The sequence below is a fragment of the Collinsella sp. AM10-26 genome (genome assembly GCF_003472525.1).
Taxonomy (GTDB): Bacteria; Actinomycetota; Coriobacteriia; order Coriobacteriales; family Coriobacteriaceae; genus Collinsella.
Window position 1 is genome coordinate 1 of sequence record NZ_QRMC01000012.1, and the last position, 21,518, is coordinate 21,518.

Sequence of the window (21,518 nt, forward strand, 5' to 3'; positions counted from 1 at the left end):
CCCCGGCCCTCGGGCGCCCGCCCCGCCGCTTCGGCCGCGGCGCCGAGCGCAGGCCGTTCCACACCTCGCGCCTGAGGGCGTCGAGGGCCTCGGTCGCCCAGGAGACCGCGTGGAACGGGTCGACCGCGAGCTCGGCGCGCGGCAGCCGCTCGGCCACGGCGTCGGCTATCCAGCGCGCCCCGTCGGCCGTGACCACCTCGATCGCCTCCCTCTGCTCATCCGTCAGCAGGTCGAGGAACTCGTTGAGCCTGTCCTTCCCGTGGCCCCTGCAGGCCCACACGACCCTCCCGCGGTCGTGGTCCACCACGACGGTCATGTACCTCTGGCCCCTCTTGTAGCTCGTCTCGTCGACGCCGATCCGGCGAAGCCCGTCGAGCCTGCCGCGCCCGTCGGCCTCCTCCAGCGACGCCTCGACGCGCGCGCAGATGCCCCCGACGGTGTGCCAGTCGACGCGCGCCAGCTCGGCCAGGGCGCTGCGGCACATGTGCAGCGCGAGCCACGCGACCCAGTCCTCGAAGGCCGAGGCGAACCTGCTCGAGGCGCACCTCGCCCAGGGGACGGGCGCGGTGCGCACGCCGTGCTCCGGGCAGCTGGCCCTGACGGGGGCGTGCTCCAGATAGCAGCGGGCGGCGCCGAGGTCGGGCGCCCTCCAGCGCCTGGGCCCGAGCCTGTCGTAGGCGGCGCAGCGCCGCCCGCACACCGGGCACCTCGGCGCGGCCCTCCTGGGCCTCACGGAGACGATTATGGAATCGCCCTCGATTCTCGCTCCCTCGATTACGGTGCGCTCGAGCCCGAGCGCCCTTTTGAGTAGACTGTTCAGCATGGCGGCGTTCCTTCGCGCGTTCATTTTTTCTTTGGTCGGAAAACAACGATACGCGAGGCGCGCCGCCGCTGCTAGGCGGGCAATTTTACCGGGCGGCTAACCCACACAAACCCCCGAAGAGCCTTATTTTGGGCTTGGTATTTTTGCCTATCCTCTTACGGTAATTTTCCTGGTTTCCTTTGCCAATATCATTAACTTAATTGATGGCGTTGATGGTCTCGCGTCAGGAATTACTGCTGTTTGCAGTGCCGCACTGTTTGCTTTATCGGTTTTGACCTTCCGCTTTGAAACTGCCGCCTTAGCCGTCGCTCTTTTCGGCGCAACACTTGGCTTTTTGCGCTGGAATTTTAACCCTGCAAAAATTTTCCTTGGAGATTCGGGCTCGCTACTTCTTGGTTTCTCCCTGGGTTTGGCCGTCATGTTGCTTAATACGGGCCATACGACTCTCTCGATGATCCTTGCTCCGATTGTTATGGTTGGGGTCCCCATTCTGGATACCTTTGCTGCAATTGTTCGTCGCTCTCGAGTCGGAGTTAGTATCGGTACGCCCGATAAGGGGCATATTCACCACCGACTTCTCAAACGTGGCTTTGGGCAAAAGGCACTAGTTGCAATCATCTATGCCATTACTGCCTTACTGTGTGTTTTTGCATTCATCATTACCCAGGTCCCGCTCATCTGGAAGCTGCTTATCTTCGTTGTCTTGGCCGCACTCGCCATTCTTTTGGGCGTGTATCTGCAAATGTTCGTTCCGGTTGTACGTAGGAGATTTGATCCCGAGACCGGTGAAAACGAAGTTGTTCCCATCAATGAAGTTGACGAGTCCGAAGACTATACAAAGGATGAGATTGCCTCTGCACTTGTTGGTGCGGTTGATGCCGATAAGGTGTCTGCTGGCCCTTCTTTTAAGAGCGAGCACCCGCTGCGCGTTTTGGCTGTCAGTCAGCATTATTGGCCTGAGCCGTTCGCTATTGCCGACGTTTGTGAGGGACTTGCCGCCATGGGCCATGAGGTTACGGTGCTCACTGGCACCCCAAATTATCCTGATGGCGATATCTATCCTGGTTATGAACGCGGTGCTCGAGGCAGTCAGGAGCGCAATGGCGTTCATATTAGACGTGTTGAAATCATTCCTCGTGGACGTGAAATATGGCAGCGAGTGATTAATTACTACAGCTTTAGCTCTAGGGCTACTAAAGAAGCTCTTAGGATGAATGCCGAGTATGATGTTGTCCTTTCGTTCCAGACTTCTCCCGTTATGATGGCAAGACCCGCACTTGCATATGGTGAAAAGCATAACGTGCCTGTTCTTTTGTGGTGTCAAGATCTCTGGCCCGAAAGTCTGACCGTTGGCAACATCAAGCGTACGTCTCTCATTTTTAAGGGCTATGCACGGGTTTCTCGCAAGATTTACAACGCTGCCACTGTTTTAGCTGTTACGTCGAGAAACTTTAGCGACTACTTTAAGTCTGTTCTCAAAATGGATCGCGATACGGTTTATCTTCCGCAATATGCAGAGGATATTTTCAATGAAGAGGCTCCTAAGCGTTCAGAGTATGATTCCGCAAAAGTAAATCTAACGTTCGCTGGCAACGTCGGAATTGCTCAGGCTGTGAATACATTTGTAGAAGCCGGTCACTATCTTGAAGGTGACTCGAGATTTGCGCTGCACGTTGTGGGTTCGGGATCTGAACTTGAGACTCTTAAGAAATATAAGAGTGAAATCGGAGCTTCTTGCGTTGAATTCCATGGTCGTCATCCGTTGGCTGAAATGCCGTCGTTCTACGGCTCAAGCGACGCGATGGTTGCCACTTTTGCTAACAATTCAATTCTTGGTTATACGCTTCCCAGAAAAGTTACTTCCTATATGGCAGCAGGAAGGCCCATTTTGGGCACTGTGACCGGCGAGGCCCGTCATGTAATTGAAGAGGCTGGATGTGGCCTGTGCTGCGATCCGGAGGATCCAGAGGGTCTTGCCTCTATTTGTAGGCAGTTTGCCGATATGACGCCCAGCCAGCGCGAAGAGATGGGTAAGCGCGGCAGGCGATATTACGAAGAGCATTTTGCAAAAGACAGCTTCTACACGATTCTCGAGAAGGAGCTTCAGACTATGAAGGATGGAAAAAATGAATAACTGCGGCGGTACGTTCACTGGCAAGACCCTCATGATCACGGGCGGCACCGGCTCGTTCGGCAACACCGTGCTCAAGCACTTCATGAACACCGACCTGGCCGAGATCCGCATCTTCTCCCGCGACGAGAAGAAGCAGGACGACATGCGCCATCGCCTGCAGGAGAAGTCCCCGGAGCTCGCCTCCAAGGTGCGCTTCTTCATCGGCGACGTCCGCAACGCCCAGAGCGTGCGCGACGCCATGCACGGCGTGGACTACATCTTCCACGCGGCGGCCCTGAAGCAGGTGCCCTCCTGCGAGTTCTTCCCCATGGAGGCCGTGCGCACCAACGTCATCGGCACTGACAACGTCCTGCACGCCGCCATCGAGGAGGGCGTGGACCGCGTAGTGTGCCTGTCCACCGACAAGGCCGCATACCCCATCAACGCCATGGGCAAGTCCAAGGCCATGATGGAGTCAATCATCTACGCCAACGCCCGCAACGGCGCCGGCCGAACCACCATCTGCTGCACCCGCTACGGCAACGTCATGTGCTCGCGCGGCTCGGTCATCCCGCTGTTCATCGACCGCATCCGAAAAGGCGAGCCGCTGACGGTCACCGACCCCAACATGACCCGCTTCCTCATGAACCTGGACGAGGCCGTCGACCTGGTGCAGTTCGCCTTCGAGCACGCCAACCCCGGCGACCTGTTCATCCAGAAGGCGCCGGCTTCGACCATCGGCGACCTCGCCGAGGCCGTGCAGGAGGTCTTCGGCCGCGTGGGCACCCAGGTGATCGGCACCCGCCACGGCGAGAAGCTCTACGAGACCCTCATGACCCGTGAGGAGCGCCTGAGGTCCGAGGACATGGGCGGCTACTACCGCGTGGCCTGCGACTCGCGCGACCTGAACTACGACAAGTTCGTCGTGGACGGCGAGGTGGAGACCCAGGCAGACGAGTCCTACACCTCCCACAACACCGATAGGCTCGACGTGGAGGGCACCATCGCCAAGATCAAGACCGCCGAGTACGTGCAGCTGGCGCTCGAGGGCCGCGAGCACGAGGCGGTGCAGTAGGGTGCGCGTCCTCGTCACAGGCGCCAGGGGCTTCGTCGGGAGGAACCTCTGCTGCGCGCTGAAGAACGTTCGCGATGGCAAGGACCGCCGCGAGAAGTACGCGGGCCTTCTTCCCCTCGAGGTCATGGAGTACGACCTCGACTCGACGCACGCTGAGCTGGAGGACTTCTGCTCCCGCGCTGACTTCGTCTTCAACCTGGCCGGCGTCAACCGCCCCAAGGACCAATCCGAGTTCATGGAGGGCAACTTCGGGTTCGCCTCCATGCTGCTGGACGCCCTCGAGCGCCACGGGAACACGTGCCCCGTCATGCTTTCCAGCTCCGCGCAGGCGAGCCTGTCGGGCCGCTTCGCGGGCTCGGTCTACGGCGAGTCGAAGCTGGCGGGGGAGGGCCTGTTCCGCGACTATTCCGAGCGCACGGGGGCGCCAGTGCTCATCTACCGCTTCCCCAACCTCTACGGCAAGTGGTGCCGCCCGCGCTACAACTCCGCGGTGGCGACCTTCTGCGACGCAATCGCCAACGGCCGCTCCTACACCGTCAACGACCCCTCGGTGGAGCTGGAGCTCCTCTACATCGACGACCTCGTGGACGAGATGCTGGGGGCGCTGCTGGGGGAGGAGCACCGCTGCGGATACGAGGGCCTCGAGAGAGTAGAGGGAGACAGGTTCTGCTACGTTCCCGGGACCGACGTGAAGACCCTGGGCGAGATCGTCTACCTGCTCGACAGCTTCCGCGACAGCCGCGAGACGCTCTCGGTGCCCGACCTCACCGAGGGCTCCTTCTCCAAGAAGCTCTGGAGCACGTTCCTGTCCTACTACGAGCCGGGGCACTTCGCCTACGGCCTCAGGCCCAACACCGACGAGCGCGGATCGTTCACCGAGTTCCTGCGCACGCCTGAGCGCGGCCAGGTCTCAATCAACGTCTCAAGGCCCGGGGTCACCAAGGGCAACCACTGGCATATGAGCAAGTGGGAGAGGTTCCTGGTGGTCTCCGGCACCGCGTCGATCAAGCTGAGGAAGGTTGGGGAGGACGCCGATGGCAACCCGTTCCCCGTCGACGAGTACACCGTCTCGGGGTCCGACATGCGCGCCGTGGAGATGATTCCCGGCTACACACACTCCATCACCAATTTGTCCGACACCGAGGACCTCGTCACGATCATGTGGGCCAACGAGCCCTTCGATCCCGAGAATCCCGACACCTTCTTCGAGGAAGTTTAGAGATTCGCCAGTCCACTATTCGGCGAGGAGTAATAAGAATGAAAATATTAATCATCATCGGTGGATTTTTCCCAGGCGTTAAATTCGGTGGACCTCCGGTTAGCGTGAATAACTTTTGCACGCTTATGCAAGACGATGAGTGCTATATCGTTACTAAGAATCATGACATGGGAGAAACGGAACCGTATAAAGACATTAAGCCCGGGTGGAACGATCGGGGTAATTGCATAGTAAAATATTTAAGCGATTCCGAATACTGCTATAAGGGTTTTACTGAGGCGATTAACGAAGTAGCGCCGGATGTGCTCTATTTACAAAGTTTATTTGCAGACTGTATAGTGCCATGTTTAATGCGCGCGAAGAAGAATAACATTCCTGTTCTTCTTGCTCCGAGGGGTGAATTATGCCCCGGGGCGATGAACAAGAAGTATAAAAAACTTCCCTACATTTCTTTCCTCCGCGCTTCGGGCCTAGTTCGCGATATTAGTTTTCAATACACGAGTCAAGATGAGCTTGAGGGCATAAGGAAATATTTCGGCAAAGTTAACCGCTGCTACTTCCTGACCAACGTGCCTTCCATGCCATCTGAAAACTACGATCATCCAGAAAAGAAACCAGGTGAAGCTAAGCTCGTATTCATTTCGCGCATTGTACCCAAGAAAAATCTTCGCAAGGCGATAGATTTAATTGCAGGGATCCGAGGAAAATTGACTTTCGATATTTACGGGCCAATTGAAGATTACGATTATTGGGACGAGTGTCTCCGCGCCGTAAAAGAACTACCAAATTCGATAAAGGTGTCATATAAAGGAACGGTCGGGCAGGGCGAGGCTGCGAAAACTTTCGCAAATTATGACTGCTTTGTCTTCCCTACATTGAGCGAAAACTATGGACATGTAATTGCGGAGTCCTTGTCAGCCGGATGTCCCGTGCTTGTAAGTGATCAAACTCCTTGGGATTTTAACGAATTCGAGAACGCTGGTACGGCGATCCCCATTGAAGAATTTAGGCAATGGGTTGAGACTTTGCAGTCGATTGTTGATTCAGATACAACGAAAATGTTGAATAGAAGACTGGCAGCAATTGATTACTTCAATTCGAAGGTCCAATTTGATAAGTTGAGGCGTAGGTATCTGAAGGCGCTACTTGAATTGACGAATAGCAACATGACTCGGCTGGATGTTGATGGCCATGTCTAAATCAGTGGCTGAAAAAAGCAGATACAGTGCATGCAATAAGATTTCTTTATCTAGAAGCGTGGCAGACGTTCCAATCTCCAAGCTATTTTTCACGATATCAGTATTCCTTCTTTCTTTGAATTTTATGCTGTACTGCACCGGACTGGCTGCAGGCCTAAAATCCCAGTTACGTTTGGTTGCTGTTATTGGTTTTGTCATCGCTCTATTATTCGAGCTGCGCTCAGTCAAGCTTTCCGTAATCGAAATCTTGATTGTAGGATTATTGCTAATCTCGTTTTTATATCATGGCGAAAGCTCGTTAAACCTGCTGCTCGTAGTTTTATTTATATTGGTTAGTCGTCGTTTAGGCGAGAAATACGCTACTAAGATCATTGCAGTATCTGCAGTAATTTTAATAACATTAAACCTTGTCCTGCTCTTCGCTCACGTTCTTCCTGATTTTTCATATATAAGCACAAAAGGACGTTTTAGAAGAACTCTTGGTTTCGAAAACCCGAATCAAACATCCCTTTTCTTTTGTGCCGCCATTACTCTGGTTTTAATTCCTAAATTCAGAAAATCATTGTTTTTTGCAGCGTTATTTGCCTTTTTGTTATATATCGCAAATGTAACAGATACACGAGGTCTCTATGCTTGCTGTATCGTTTTTTGTACCTGCTATATTTTGTTTCTACTGTCATATCATTTTGGACACAATGGTTTACCAGCTGTAATTTCCACCGGCGTACTAGCATTCGTAGTGGTTGGTTCATTTGCGTTGCCGCTGCTAGAGAATACTCCAGTGAATGATCTGTTGAGCGGTCGGCCTAGTTTATTTTCAGCCTTTGCAAGCAATTTAACAATTTCTGATTGGGTAACAGGCAGTCCTGTCAACTTTTCGTTGGACAATTTCTACCTTGTTACTGTCGCTAATTACGGATTGCCTCTTCTCGTTTTACTTTTAATCGTCATCCAGAGGGCAATCGTCAATTTAGCTATTCACGCTGAAGTTTCAAAACTTGCTTTTATATGTGGTGTCCTCGCATATAGCTTCGTTGAGAGCTTTCTATTTCGACCAGAATTGCTTATAACGCTTGCTTTCTGGTGCGTTGTTTTCTGCAATGCAGGAATCTCTAAAGATTTGGGGTCGGTACCGCGTGATTAACGCTTTAAAAAAAGATGGGCTTGGCAAAAATATTGCAATTATGGGTCTTGGGACGCTACTTGCTCAAGGAATTAACGTCCTTATCCAGCCTTTACTATCTCGCATTTTTCCAGCTTCTGATTTAGGCATCTATACTTTCGTAATATCCGTTGCAAACATTTTAATACCTATTGCATCTCTGAAACTGGACCTCTTAATTGTTTCCGAAAAGGATGATATGAGGGCGCAGTATATTACAGATATCTGTGTCCTGGCCTGCTTTTTCGTTGCGTTTGGGTTATTTTTTTTCTTAATCGTCTGTAAGATTTTTTTCCCGAATGTAGTTTTACTTCAATACGGATCGCTAATTTACTTTGCCCCGATCCTGGTATTGACAAATGGGTTACGTTTTCTGTTCATTAGCTATAACAACAGGTACAAAGAATATAAACTTATTTCAAAACTGGAAGCCCTTCGCGAGCTTGTCCGAGCTGCTATACAGACCGCGTCAGGTTTTCTAATATTTGGCGCGCAAGGGCTTCTCGCCGGCTATGCTGTTGCTCCCGTTTTAGGCTATAGACTGCAGATGAAACGCTATTTTCAAGGACTTAAGAATAGACCTCGCATAACGTTTTCCCAAATCAAGGAGCTGCTCATACGTGGCAGAAAACAAATTATGTTTATAATGCCTGCGCAGCTGATAAATAGCTTCTCCTCATCGCTAGTAACAATGATGATTGGAGCTTTGTTTTCCGCCTCTGCTCTGGGGTATTATTCCATGGGCGTTCGGGTGCTCGATGTTCCCATCATGTTTATATCTTCCAATGTAAGCAAAGTGTGTTTCCAGCGTATCTGTGAGAGTGTTTCCGAATCGCAGCCGATTTCGAAAACGATTGCTAAGTTGGTGCTCATTCTGAGCGCAGTCTCGATTGCTACTTTTGGTGTGGTGTTTCTAGCTGCTGTTCCCTTGTGTGAACTAATTTTTGGCCAAGGGTACGGTATCGCAGGCTCGTATATTCGTTGTCTATGTCTTATGTACGCCATGCGATTAGTTGCGACTTCTTTTTCTGGTTCTTTCACCGCATTTGGTAAACAGAAGTACGAGTTGTTTCTCAACGTCGCTTTGGTTCTGGCCGCTTTCATTGTTTACGGGCTTTCGATTGCCTGTTCGTGGCCGATGGAATCCTTTCTTAAGGCAATTGGTTTTGGTTATTCAATTATGTATGCATGCATGCTTGCAGGTGTTCTTTGTTGCTGTTTCAAATTTGATAGACAACTAAAGTCGCTATAGCCGATATGTTCTATGGTCAGCTTTTGTTTAGAAAAGAGAAATTAAATGAACAATTACTCTAATGCAAATTTCTCAAATGACGGCCGCCTGAAGCTGCTGATCATCGTGGGCACCCGCCCCGAGGTCATCCGCCTGTCCGAGGTCATCAAGAAGTGCCGCCGCCACTTCGACTGCCTGCTGGCGCACACCGGGCAGAACTACGACTACACGCTCAACGGCATCTTCTTCCGCGACCTGTCACTTGACGACCCGGACGTCTACCTGGACGCCGTGGGAGCCGACCTGGGCGAGACCGTGGGCAACATCATCGCGACCTCCTACAGTCTCATGGTCCAAGTGCGGCCCGACGCGCTGCTGATCCTGGGCGACACCAACAGCTGCCTGTCGGCCATCGCGGCCAAGAGGCTCCACATCCCCATCTTCCATATGGAGGCGGGCAACCGCTGCAAGGACGAGTGCCTGCCCGAGGAGACCAACCGCCGCATCGTCGACGTCATCTCCGACGTCAACCTGGCCTACTCCGAGCACGCCCGCCGCTACCTCAAGGACACCGGCTGCGCCCCCGAGCGCACCTACGTCACGGGCTCGCCCATGGCGGAGGTCCTGCGCGCCAACCTGGAGAAGATCGAGGCGTCGGACGTCCTGACCGAGCTCGGCCTGGAGCCCAAGCGCTACATGCTGCTCTCGGCGCACCGCGAGGAGAATATCGACTCCGAGGCCAACTTCACGAGCCTGTTCACCGCCATCAACGCGCTGGCCGAGAGGTACGACATGCCGATCCTGTACTCCTGCCACCCGCGCTCCCGCAAGCGCCTGGAGGCCAGCGGCTTCAAGCTGGACCCGCGCGTGCGCATGCACGAGCCCATGGGCTTCCACGACTACAACTGCCTTCAGATGAACGCCTTCGCCGTTGTCTCCGACTCCGGCACCCTGCCTGAGGAGTCCAGCTTCTTCGCGAGCGTCGGGCATCCGTTCCCGGCAGTGTGCATCCGCACCTCCACCGAGCGCCCCGAGGCGCTGGACAAGGCCTGCTTCACGCTGGCCGGCATCTCCGAGAAGGGGCTGCTGCAGGCCGTCCACACCGCCGTCGAGCTCGACGCCGAGGGGTCGCTGCCCGAGGCGCCCGTTCCCGACTACGCCGACGAGACCGTGTCCACCAAGGTGGTCAAGATCATCCAGAGCTACACCGGCGTCGTGGACAAGATGGTGTGGAGGAAGAGCCTCTAGATTTTAAGCCCCAACAGCTTTTGGGGCTATTTTTAACCTGTTCTTTGACAATTGGAGAATGACATGAAGATCGCTGTCGCCGGTACCGGCTACGTCGGCCTGTCCCTCGCCGTCCTGCTCTCGCAGCACAACGAGGTTCACGCGCTGGACATCGTTCCCGAGAAGGTCGAGAAGATCAACAACTATATGTCGCCCATCCAGGACGACGAGATTGAGCGATTCCTGGCGGAAGCAAAGGCTGGGGAGCGTGAGCTCGACCTGCACGCCACCGTGGACGTGGCCGAGGCCTACGCGGGTGCCGACTACGCCGTCATCGCCACGCCCACCAACTACGACTCGGACAGGAACTTCTTCGACACCAGCTCCGTCGAGGCCGCCATCGCCGCGGTGCGCTCGGTGAACCCGGACGCCTGGATCGTCATCAAGTCGACCATCCCCGTCGGCTACACCGCGGGCCTGCGCGAGAGGCTGGGCGACAGCAAAATCTTCTTCAGCCCGGAGTTCCTGCGTGAGAGCAAGGCGCTCTACGACAACCTGCACCCCAGCCGCATCGTGGTCGGTGCGCCCAAGGACGACCCCGAGGCCGTCGCGGCCGCTGAGAAGTTCGCCGGCCTGCTCGCGCAGGGCGCCGAGCCCGCCGAGCTGGAGCGCGTGAACGCCGACGGCACCGTGGGCATCCCGGAGCTCGTGCTGGGCACCACCGAGGCCGAGGCCGTCAAGCTCTTCGCCAACACCTACCTGGCGCTGCGCGTGGCCTACTTCAACGAGCTCGACACCTACTGCGAGGTCCGCGGCCTCAACACCCGCGACGTCATCGACGGCGTCTGCCTGGAGCCGCGCATCGGCAGCCACTACAACAACCCCAGCTTCGGCTACGGCGGCTACTGCCTGCCCAAGGACACCAAGCAGCTGCTGGCCAACTACAGGGACGTGCCCCAGAACCTGATCGAGGCCATCGTCGAGTCCAACCGCACACGCAAGGACTTCGTTGCCGACGAGGTGCTGCAGATGGTGTGGGACAGCGTGTACGCCGGCAAGGAGAAGCCGGTCGTGGGCGTCTACCGCCTGACGATGAAGTCCAACTCCGACAACTTCCGCGCGAGCTCCATCCAGGGCGTCATGAAGCGCGTGAAGGCCAAGGGCGTACCCGTGGTGGTCTACGAGCCCACGCTGGACGCGCCGGAGTTCTTCGGCTCCGAGGTGACCCACGACCTGGAGGCCTTCAAGGCCGGCTGCGACGTGATCGTCGCCAACCGCTGGAGCGACGAGCTCGCGGACGTGGCGGACAAGGTCTACACGAGGGATCTGTTTAAGCGGGACTAGGGGAGAGGGCGGAACCAGGCTGATCCGCTTCAATCATTCGCTATTTTAACCGCGTCGAGGGCGGGGGTGTTCGGCATTATCCGATACACCCCCGCCCTTCATTGTTCTTCGCAGGTAAAATTCGCCTAATTCGAGCGATCGCTCAACGTGATTCGTGCCTTGAAACCGGCTCCATATTCTCCCGCCCGTGCCTGGTCATCCAACTTGAAGCCGATGTTATACAGCTTCCCCGACTTCGTCTTCCGAACCAGGCCATGCTCCAACATGAATGCGACAACGCGGCGATGTGCTTCGACGTCGTCCAAGTTCAGGTAGAAGCAGGCGACGCCTCTGCCGTTCTCGATAACGGACTCGAATGAGCTGTGCTTGCATTCCGCGACGACCATTCCGAGGGCCGCCTTGCGGCAGACTTCCTCCGCGAACTCGATATCGTTGAAGTAGAACATCCATTTCCCGCACCTGCTCTCGTCTAGCGCAGGTGCCAGCTCGGTGTCGATGTAGAACGAACACCATGGGTTGTCCACCCTGACGATTCGGCCGTCTTCGCTCAGCATCGTCTTCTCTTCCATCCATGCCTCATATGGTTTGAGGGTGCTTTCGTAGTACGCGATTGTTCTCGGAGAGCACCCCTCGACTTCCTTGTCGGTAAGGAAGAGACCGAGTAGACTCGAGTTGCTGGGCACGCTGCTTTCGGCATGGCTACACATAGTGCTTTCGAGCACTGCTTTTAAGATTGCTTTATCTGCAGATAGTCTAGAACCGGCTACATCTGTGTTGGAACCATATTGATCATCGCTTCCACCGGGGGCTCCTTTCCCCTTGGTTCGATGGAAACAATTCTGAAGTGCAGGCCTATGTTCCGGTAAATGATTATTTAGCTGAACTCGGAGAAGCCCTTTTTGCTCAAACAATTGAAGAGAACAAGCGAGAAAATCATTACCGTTCAGTCGAGTCATTCTGCGAAGTCAAGGGCGGTTAGAGGCTCCCTAAAGGTTCAGAGCTAATTGCAGAGGCAAACTCTCATCCATATATTCGAGTCCGCGACTTAAACAACGCTTCTGTTCTCTTACTCACTTCGGAAATGCTATATATCGACGATGAAACACGATCTAATATTTCGCGCTACGTTGTCAACACTGGCGATCTAATTGTTTCCGTTGTCGGAACGATTGGCCTTACGGCGTATATCGGAAAAACGCTCGATGAGGCAAACCTCACAGAGAATTGCAACAAACTTACTTCGTTTAAAGGCGACTTTGCGGCGTGGTCGTATTTCTTTCTTCGTAGCTCAATGGGCATGGAAGCTATTAGGCTTGGAACTGTTGGTGCCGTTCAGACCAAGCTTGCATTAAAAAACATTAAGTCGATGAACGTCCCGTTTGCTCCAGCTTGTGCAATAGAAAGAACGACTTCGACGCTCAATGGTATTCTTGAGCTCATATAGGCTAATATACTCAAGTCGTAGGCTCTTGGCGAACTGCGTGACGCATTGCTTCCCAAACTCATGTAGGGCGAAATCGACGTCTCTCAGTTTGGCGCTGTTCGGATGGATTAGGTATAGAGCGCTATGGCAGGGGGGCGAAGATGATGATTGTTGTAAATGAATCGGCTGCTGCTTCATATCTATACCTAATGGGATTAACCATAGACGAAGAGCTGCCGCTTACGCAACACCTCTCTCTATTGCCGGCCACGTGCAAGGCCTCGCCGGACGACATGATAAATTCTGTGATGAAATATGGCAGCGGAGATGAGACCGATTTAGGTGTCTTGATTGCCGTCCTTAGGAAAACTACAGCTCAGTTGCGCGTTGTTGCAGAGGGCAAAGAGCTTGCAGTTCGAGTTTGGAATGCCCAATCTGCAATAGTTCTATTGTCCGCGCTTTTGAATTGCGAATTGTATTGGCATGTTCAGAGCGATTCGCGGACAGAAGATTTTTCGCCATGCTCGGCAATCAATGTTGTTCTTTCTACAAGGTTGTTCATTCCAAGAAAATTGAAAGTGATCAACGATTCAGAGAAGCAGTGGATAAGACAGCATTATCGGGACGCATGGGAACTGTTTGATAAAAACACGCGATTTGAGACCGCGGTGAATTCCTTGTGGAGCTACAAGCAATCGCTTCGACCTTCAGTTCAAATGGCGATTATATGGGCTGGGATTGAGTCATTGTTTGGAGTCCGGAGCGAACTTGTTTTTCGTGTCAGTACTCTCGCAGCTTTGTTTCTTGGAGGAGGCAAGCAAAAACAGCAAGAAATAAAGAAACTATATAGAGCAAGGTCAGAAGCCGTTCATGAGGGAAAACAACCTTCTGAGTCTTGTGTTTCCGATTCTGCAAAATTATTGCAAGCGCTAATCTTGGAATGCGTCGAACGGGGCTGTTTACCAAATGAGGACGGTTTGCTTTTCGGATTCGAAGAAGGATCGGCTAAATAATCATTTATCGCCCTACGAGTATTTGCAGATGAGACACCGATGCGTTTCAGTTGCATTGCATAGACAAGATAACGAAAAAGCAGCAAATCAAGAATGGCGATTCGCAAACATGGTTTATCCGGAGTTTTCACCAACCGCATCTTTGCGCGCCGCCTCAAATGAAACCCATAATGGAGTTTGGGCCATTCCAGAGTCACTTGCGCAAAGGTATTGCGAGTTTTTGGATCCAGTGATTTTGAGACGTAGCGTCGCCACTCAGACCGCGAACGCTTCATCGATCTGCAACTTCGGCAAAGCAAAAGGCCGAACATATGACCATGTTTTGATTTATCCAGTTGCCGATATGGCCTCTTGGTTGCAAGATGCCTCGACGGATCTGAAGCCGCAGACACGCTCCAAGCTCTATGTTGCAATTACTAGGGCGAGGTTCAGCGCTGGCTTCGTGGTTGCTGACAATAAAATAAATGAGCTTCCAGACACGCTAAGCGTCTGGAAGCCATAAATCAATCACGTGTTTGTTTGTCAGCAAAAGCGGATCCCTACGTGAACCTAAAGACGGCCTTGATCAGCCATCCGTTGAACCTGGAGATGCACTTACCAGTCAACTTCATCCATATCACCCCAATCCTCTGAAACAACTCTCATGTCACCCTTCTCTGGCTGCGTCTCGGTTGCGCCCAGCGCCTATTTGGCTACTTCCGCTTGTATCCTGAGTAATAACCTCCGCTGCTGCAACCAAGGTGGCGAATTGCTGCCTTTGCCATATGGATCTGTATGTAAGTGCTTCGAGGTGATGATGCCGATCTCACTTTAATTCATGGACGCATCGAAATAATAGGGCGGAGTCGCTCTCTCGATCCCGCCTCGCAAACCCGAATAGTTCTGACTTTCCCGTTATCCGGAACATCTGGGGAAGTTCGCGTCCCAGTCCGGAAAACCCAATGCCTGAAACGACGATGCCAAGGGGTTACTCGGTCAGCTTCTTGCATCCGTGCCAGGTCAAGGGAAGGGGCAGCCTGTAGAACGAGGTTGGCTCCATAGGGATCTCCTCGAGCCTTCCGTTGCCCCGCCGAACCCATGAAGTTCCGCTTGCGTCGGTGAAAGCCGTTTCGGGTGCCGTGCGTACTCCCATTCCGTGCCCTTCCGTCGGGAGCCATATGCACCATGCTCCAGGAGGAAGCGTGCCGACGCAGACGCGGTTGGGATAAGCGGGGCGGTTATCCTCACCTTTGAAAGAGGGGCCGGCCCCGCTAATCCCGACGCAGGTGACGATTACGTCGTAGACGGGGGACTCGCTTTCGTTTCGAAGCACGACGAATTGCCAGACGAACCGATTGTCCTCGGGCTGATCAGTTCGGTTTCGATCCCCTTCGTACCATGCCGATATGCGGGATGGCTGATGCCGCTTGATGTCGTCCTCCCTGTTCTTTTTGCTCTGGTTACTTTGCCAGAGTGCGGCAATCAAGGCCCCCAAGGTAACGAGTCCGATGAATGCTTGGACAATCAGATTGGCGATGTCTATATCGATATCAAAAGGCACTGGATGGTCACCAGCTTAGCGTCGTGGGGCGATAAATCTAACTCCGAATAATATAGGATGATCGATGGTTGCCCTTTCGTAAGACTCAAAGACCTAAAGAGCCAAAATACGTTACTCGTCGGTTCTGGCGTGGAATCTTTGGAGAGATGCATGGCGGCCCAAACGAGACCCGCTATCGCTATGACATAGAGGATGTGAATGCCAGCTTGAAGATGCGAAATTCGAGATGCGAACCGTGAACACTGCTCATTTTCAGTCAACCCGACCCCTGCGACTCCAGTCGAGGCAATCGGCAGCCTATAAGAGAATCATGGCTCTCCTCTATAAGGGGAAGGGGCTCGATTTAATGCGTGGCGTCTCTATCGATATCGTGAACAGCATGGAAACCGCCCCAGATATCCAGCTTCCCGCAAAAGCCACTGCGAAAAAACGGGATACGAAAGGCATAAATGGAGCTCGGTCATCAACAAGATGCCTCTGCTGCCTGAATCGGACAGAGAAATTGGAGGCTTGACCCCCAGCGTCTGCTCAGCGGAATACGTTAAGAAAGTTGTCATCGAACAGGGTGAACTCCGTCATCGAATCGAATCTCATTGACTGGAATGCGTTCATTAATGATGACTTTGATGCCTATTTCAAAGCTTGTGCCATGGCTTTGCTGGACGCTATTGAGTTCGCAATGGGCAAGTCCATCTCCGATAGGGGCACCGAGGAAACGGTAAAGAGATTTGGCTGCTCATTGGAATAAGATGATTCTTAGCTCTGTTATTGGTTGTAGAAAGAAGGCTTAATGTCTGATTTTGAAATTTTGCTGCAGTTGTGCGAAACAGCAGACGAACTTTCAAAGAAATACATCAGCTCTAGTTCGCCTGATTTTAAAGCGTGGAAGACAAAGGCGGACAGGCTTTTAATTAGGCGATTTGGAGAAGACAGCTACGAATTTAATAGCTTTAACAAAATCCGCTACTCGTTGTCTATTTTCGCCTCCAGCACGCCCGAATCGGCTTTCGTTGATGCCTGTGCGGACGGCCTGCGCAAAGCAAAAGCTGTGCTGGAGACATACCTTGATGAGTTTTCAGCCGAAGGGGAAACCGGATCGACTGCAAATGTCGGAGATTATTCGAAGGTATTTATCGTTCATGGCCACAACGGAGAGCTTAGAGAAAGGGTCGCGAGAATCATCGAAAGGCAGGGCCTGACGGCGGTAATCCTGAACGAGCAGTCAAATCAGGGCAAGACAATCATCGAAAAGCTGGAAATTGAAGGCGATGCAGCAGGAGCGGTATGCCTTTTTACGGCGGACGACGAAGGAAGGGCCCAGGCAGAACAGTCGGCAAAGCCCAGGGCTAGACAGAATGTTGTATTTGAAGCCGGATACTTTATTGGTCGGCTTGGTAGAGAAAACGTTGCAATTCTCGTTGACAAAGGTATAGAGTTTCCCTCCGATCTACAGGGTGTCGTATATACCGGATCAGACAATTGGGAGTTCGGCCTCTTGAAAGAACTCAAGTCCATGGGATATTCCATCGACTTTAATAAGATAGTTTTCTAACGGATACGGCAGCAGACGACGAGATGTGTTTTGTGGGAGCTGGCTTCGGAACAAAGAACAGACGAAGTTGCCAGGAGCTGGGAATGACGCAGCTCAACCTGACAGAGAAAATGCCGCTTTCTGAGGCCGCCGTGCGCAGCTACGAACTGGGGAGGTAGTGGCCTTGGATAACCTCAACCTATCTCTTGCCACCGATACACCAATCAAGGCGAGGGAGCAAGATCTTATCGGAAGGATCCCTTTCACTGAGAGACTGGCTGATATTCTGAAATCCGCAGCTGGCCCCGAGTCGCTCGTCATTGGTTTGTATGGACCTTGGGGATCAGGCAAGACTTCGGTTATAAACCTCGTTGAAAATGCGCTCTCCCGAAAAGACGATGACGGCAAGGCGGACGTCTCTGTCGTCCGTTTTGAACCCTGGAATTACCTAACGGCCGAGCAGCTGCTCGCCCAGTTCCTTAAGGAAGTCGGGAGTGCGCTTGATAAAGATGTACAAGGGCGGCGCAAGCTATTCGGCAAGCTGCGCGCTAAGCGCCCTGAGGTCCTCAATGCCTTCGCGGCATATTCTGAAGCCTTGTTGATGACCGCCGTCGCCGCTGTCAGTTTGGCGGGCATGCCGCTTGCGGGCGTTGCTGTGCCCGCCTTCGGCAATCGTTTGACGAGCAGGTTGAGGAAATCCGCAGATAGGGCGGGAAGCGTCTCCTCAAAGAAACAGAGACTTGAGGAGGAGCTCCTTAAGTTCGATGGGCGGGTCGTAGTGATCATCGACGACATCGATCGGCTGCCGAATGATCAGGTGCGTATGGTGTTTCAGCTCGTCGCCTCTCTGGCGAAGCTTCCCAAGATCAACTACCTTCTTTCATTCGATGAGGAGGTGGTTACGCGGGCTTTGAGTGAGGTCCAGAAGTGCGATGGCGCCGAATACCTAGAGAAAGTGGTCCAGGTCCCTGTGCGCCTGCCATCCATTTCATCGGGCGATTTGGAGCGGATACTTCTCAAGGACATCAACGCGATTTTCAACGCGTTTGCCTACAGGCGGGAGGACCTCGATGACAAGAGGTGGAACGGCGTCCGCCTGACGTTTCTGAACAATCGATTCTTCACCATAAGGGAGGTTCGGCGGTTCACGAACGCGTTAAAGGCGAAGTTGAGCATACTGCCGCGATTCTGCTGCTTCGAAGACGTCGTCGCCTTGACAGTGCTGGAGCTCAAGGTGCCACAACTCGTTGATTGGATTCGCGTGCACAAGGACCTCCTTTGCGGCACAATCGGAACGTCGTTGTATATGAATGGCATGGATCAGAAAGACAACCTCGCTAATTTGGAGAGGCTGTTTTCTGGGATAGTCCCGAGCTCTGAGGCCAAGTGGGCGGTTGAGGCCATCTGCAGGCTTTTCCCGCGGATGGCAAATGAAACTGGCATGAGTCATTGCGTCTCTTACCCGAGGGAGAGCTTGAACGCTATCTGGCGGGCCGATTCCTTTGATCTTTACTTCGATTCGAACATGCCGGACGGAATCGATGTTCACGAGGTTCAGGATGCGCTGAATGTGAGCGACGGCGGAGTGTTGCTCGAAGACCTGCACAGGCACGCCGAAGCGGGGAGCATGATCGACTTTGTGTCGGCTATGAGGGCCCGTGTATCGACCTTGGAGGAAGGACGTGCCGAAGTCGTCGCCAAGGCATGCCTTTTGGCCTTGGGCCTGAGCAAGGAAAAGAGCTACGCCCCATTTGCCTCGACGAGTGCCGACCTGGAACTCCTCAGACTCACCGAGTTACTGTTCAAACAGTTGGGGCCTGCTAAGTCTGGCGAAATTCTGCGAGCGTCGGTGGACGAGAGCAAGGGGAGAGCGATCTATCCGCTCGCGCCTTTCTTGATATCGCAGCTGAACAGCCTGAATGACAGGGGAGACGGTGGCCGCAAGGCGCTTTTGCCCGAAGGCGACATTTTCGAGCTTTCCGATGCCGTTTGCGCCAAGGTGGGCGAGGACGCCGTCGAGAGGAACCTGTTCCTAAACGATGAGTGTCGTTATGCGTTGATCTTGCTCAAGAAGCGTAAGCCCAATGAATTCATGGCTTATGCGAAAAGAATTGCCAATGCTGACGGGACGAGGTGCGCGTCCTTTCTCTCGTTCGGGTCGGGGCGCTACACCTCGCTGGACAGCGGCGAAGTAACGAGCTTCTCATTCGACAAGGCTGGTGTCGCAAAGGTGGTCGAGCTCGCAAAGGTCGACGGTCTTCTTGCTGAGGCGCGCGCAGACGGCAGCTTTTTCGACTTGCCGGAAGACTGCCAGCTAGTTGCGGCAGCTTTCTGCTTTGTGAATAGAGACGATTATGATGGGGACGAGGTCTCTGCCGAAGAGGCTGGTACGCTCCTTGCGAGTTGGAGGCGAAATAACAGGAGGGCGTGATGACGGGCGGTCCCGTCAGAGATTATTTCGCAAATTTGCCGATGTCTAGATTGGGGCCACCGGCGTTATGCCCTACACCCCGTTTCGAGCAGCGATATGTCCAGGTAGTGCCTGCGGCCCCATTCGTTTTCGACTATGTATTCAGGCCTAGCGGTCACCGGCTTCATCTAGGATTTCCCGTCGGAGAACATGCCGACGACGCAGGTTCGCCGACTGATCTCGCTTTTGAGGTGTTCGCTGACGTTGCTCGTCCTGATCTTGGTCCGATGCTGCATCGTTAAGTGATCGAGGAATGAGGACGTTTCTTTGGATCGGCTATACGACCAGCCCTTGGACTGGTCAAGGTTTCTCAAGTCCTTTGAACGATCGCCAGGCACAAGCGTTTCGGGGCTCCGGAGTATCATCTTCGAAGCCTCTTTGTTTTTCTGAGCTTGGCTCGTTCGGATGTCGCGTGTTAGGAGCTAACTTTGTCTAATGAACAACAGGGCGGTGTTTGCTCAGGGTCTTGCAAATATAAGCTTGTCGATACCGCCGCCGGCCCTGGCGCCATCGTGAAGCTTCCTCCTAGCACTTCGGATGCCATCTGTGCCGCGTGCGCCACGCAGCTCAAAGGCCTCACGCAGATCCAGGACTCCCTGCGCGCCATAACAGAGCAGTTCACCAAAAACCTCGAAGGCCTCTTTAGCTTTGCCACCCAGCTTAGCTTGCAACTGAGCTCCCATTTCGGTGTCCTTGACGAGTTCCGGGAGTCCGTGTTCTCGAACCTAGCCCCCTTGATAGAGCGGCTAGCGGAGATAGGCGCTTCGCTCGACTGGGAGGCCATCCTTGAGGATTCGAAGCGTTGGGGATCGTATGGCTGGGCAATCACGAACGACCAGTTCACCTACAACTCCCCGCCACACTGCCCCTCAACGCTGGGAGAGGCCGATGCCGTCTACCTCTCATTTCTCGATGTTGACGCCCTTATTGCTGGCCTTGAGGGCAGCATTGCCAAGAAAGTCGACTTTCGCGAGGCTGTCGTGCTCTTCCGTGAGAGGCACTATAAGCCTTGTGCCATGATGCTTTGCTCACTCATTGACCGAGAGCTGTTTCGCGTATGCTGTGGGCCTAGGCGAGATGAGGGGGGCAAGCATAAACAAAGGTCTTGGTCTCGTGAGCTAAATAAACTGAACCGTTCGCTTTCGGATGGAAGTGACGGTGAGCTCCCCGCCATGGCCATTTCGATAATCGACTTTGCCAACATATGTGAGGCAGTGGACTACTTCTTCAGGTCGGGAGATGACTTCAACCGCGAGCGAGAGGGTGAGCTTAACCGAAACTTCCTCCAGCACGGTATGATGTACAAGCCGGTCCGACGCAAGACTTGCATCAAACTCTTCGTGCTGTTGGATGCCGTGAGCTCGTCGTTACCTGACGCGTTGGGATATGTCTCTGGCTTGGCTAAGAGTTAGACTGTCATTTACATAAGGCTTGGATGCCTCGGCTCGCTTACCGATGAGTATCCACCAATCTCACCGGAGCAATGACATTTAATACAAGCGGCGCTACTATTAGCAGCGCCGCTTGTATTGTTTCCATGCTCGTAGACGGGTTTCGCCAAGTTGGCCATCGAACGCATCCTGACCGACGCGCTCGTGTCAATCTTTGGGCATAGTCATCAACGGCAAGCTTGGCAACGGACCGCACGACCCGGAGATCCCTAAGAGCTACTTCCTGAGCGATCGAATCGGCAAGCATCCGGAGAAGCCGATTAACAAGCGTGCCGCCGACAGCTTATCTCGGCTCCTAGAACTTGAAAAAAGACCCGCCAGTGTGCATGCGAAGCAGAGGCCGGGCGGGTTTACTGACTGCACCTTAACATGTCCCTTCGACTTTGTCTCTGAAATTCTAGAACTTGTGGAGGACGTGGCGCTCGCATTCGCAAGCCGATTCCTCCTTTCACCGACTGGCAAAACGATTTACACCTAATTTTGTGACATTGTTCACGCGATTATTCTTTGCTCCCGCATCGATCTCGCTAAACTGATAACTGCTGCTACCAGGGCATTTTCTGGTGCACATTCTATTGGCTCCTGCGAAGATCGGAGCGGGTATGTTTGCTGCCGAGTCCCACACCAGCCGTCATTACATTGCAATTGTTGCCATGGCCTGCCTATGCGTTTTGCTGGGCGGGCCTTCTTATGCCGC

The 21,518-nt window shown here is 53.6% G+C and carries 16 protein-coding genes; 14 read left to right on the forward strand and 2 right to left on the reverse strand.

Going from position 1 to position 21,518, the window contains the following annotated elements:
• Positions 1-823 (reverse strand): transposase (locus DW123_RS09140; protein WP_199580491.1); only part of this gene is annotated, 823 nt, incomplete at its 3' end.
• Positions 824-962: 139 nt separating this feature from the next.
• Between DW123_RS09140 and DW123_RS09145 the strand changes: the two genes are divergently transcribed.
• From DW123_RS09145 to DW123_RS09175, 8 genes are all read left to right on the forward strand, one after another.
• Positions 963-2,957, forward strand: a complete 1,995-nt coding sequence (locus tag DW123_RS09145; protein ID WP_255413511.1) for a glycosyltransferase — start codon at positions 963-965, stop codon at positions 2,955-2,957.
• On the forward strand, positions 2,950-4,011 hold the full coding sequence (locus DW123_RS09150) for a polysaccharide biosynthesis protein (protein WP_118273718.1): 1,062 nt from the start codon (positions 2,950-2,952) through the stop codon (positions 4,009-4,011). Before DW123_RS09145 ends, DW123_RS09150 begins: the two co-directional genes overlap by 8 nt.
• Before the next feature lies 1 nt (position 4,012).
• Entirely contained in the window at positions 4,013-5,230 is a 1,218-nt protein-coding gene (locus tag DW123_RS09155; RefSeq protein WP_118273719.1) for an NAD-dependent epimerase/dehydratase family protein, read from the forward strand.
• Positions 5,231-5,268: 38 nt separating this feature from the next.
• Positions 5,269-6,429, forward strand: a complete 1,161-nt coding sequence (locus DW123_RS09160) for a glycosyltransferase (RefSeq protein WP_118273720.1) — start codon at positions 5,269-5,271, stop codon at positions 6,427-6,429.
• A complete protein-coding gene (locus DW123_RS09515) occupies positions 6,416-7,573 on the forward strand; it encodes a hypothetical protein (RefSeq protein ID WP_147351613.1) in 1,158 nt (385 codons plus the stop codon). Before DW123_RS09160 ends, DW123_RS09515 begins: the two co-directional genes overlap by 14 nt.
• Positions 7,566-8,843 (forward strand): lipopolysaccharide biosynthesis protein, encoded by a 1,278-nt coding sequence (locus DW123_RS09165; RefSeq protein ID WP_158570752.1) that lies wholly within the window; start codon positions 7,566-7,568, stop codon positions 8,841-8,843. The genes DW123_RS09515 and DW123_RS09165 overlap by 8 nt, the downstream gene beginning before the upstream one ends.
• Before the next feature lie 45 nt (positions 8,844-8,888).
• Positions 8,889-10,070, forward strand: a complete 1,182-nt coding sequence (wecB, locus tag DW123_RS09170) for a non-hydrolyzing UDP-N-acetylglucosamine 2-epimerase (RefSeq protein WP_118098592.1) — start codon at positions 8,889-8,891, stop codon at positions 10,068-10,070.
• Positions 10,071-10,133: 63 nt separating this feature from the next.
• Positions 10,134-11,393, forward strand: coding sequence for a nucleotide sugar dehydrogenase (locus tag DW123_RS09175; RefSeq protein ID WP_118273722.1), 1,260 nt, complete (start codon positions 10,134-10,136; stop codon positions 11,391-11,393).
• A gap of 125 nt (positions 11,394-11,518) precedes the next feature.
• Here the strand turns inward: DW123_RS09175 and DW123_RS09180 are convergent, their stop codons facing one another.
• A complete protein-coding gene (locus tag DW123_RS09180; protein WP_147333349.1) occupies positions 11,519-11,962 on the reverse strand; it encodes a hypothetical protein in 444 nt (147 codons plus the stop codon).
• A 434-nt stretch (positions 11,963-12,396) separates the two neighbouring features.
• Between DW123_RS09180 and DW123_RS09185 the strand changes: the two genes are divergently transcribed.
• From DW123_RS09185 to DW123_RS09220, 6 genes are all read left to right on the forward strand, one after another.
• Positions 12,397-12,837: a restriction endonuclease subunit S gene (locus tag DW123_RS09185; protein WP_117769675.1), complete on the forward strand. Its 441-nt coding sequence runs from the start codon at positions 12,397-12,399 to the stop codon at positions 12,835-12,837.
• A gap of 140 nt (positions 12,838-12,977) precedes the next feature.
• Positions 12,978-13,829: a hypothetical protein gene (locus DW123_RS09190; RefSeq protein WP_118273723.1), complete on the forward strand. Its 852-nt coding sequence runs from the start codon at positions 12,978-12,980 to the stop codon at positions 13,827-13,829.
• Between the two features lie 109 nt (positions 13,830-13,938).
• Positions 13,939-14,331: a hypothetical protein gene (locus DW123_RS09520; protein ID WP_147332604.1), complete on the forward strand. Its 393-nt coding sequence runs from the start codon at positions 13,939-13,941 to the stop codon at positions 14,329-14,331.
• Positions 14,332-16,159: 1,828 nt separating this feature from the next.
• The gene (locus tag DW123_RS09205; RefSeq protein WP_118273726.1) at positions 16,160-16,921 is read left to right on the forward strand and encodes a TIR domain-containing protein; all 762 of its coding nucleotides are present in this window, start codon (positions 16,160-16,162) and stop codon (positions 16,919-16,921) included.
• A 163-nt stretch (positions 16,922-17,084) separates the two neighbouring features.
• Positions 17,085-19,331, forward strand: a complete 2,247-nt coding sequence (locus DW123_RS09210; protein WP_158570753.1) for a P-loop NTPase fold protein — start codon at positions 17,085-17,087, stop codon at positions 19,329-19,331.
• A 467-nt stretch (positions 19,332-19,798) separates the two neighbouring features.
• Complete coding sequence (locus DW123_RS09220) at positions 19,799-20,782, forward strand: hypothetical protein (protein WP_118273729.1); 984 nt, start codon at positions 19,799-19,801, stop codon at positions 20,780-20,782.
• Positions 20,783-21,518 lie beyond the last annotated feature (736 nt).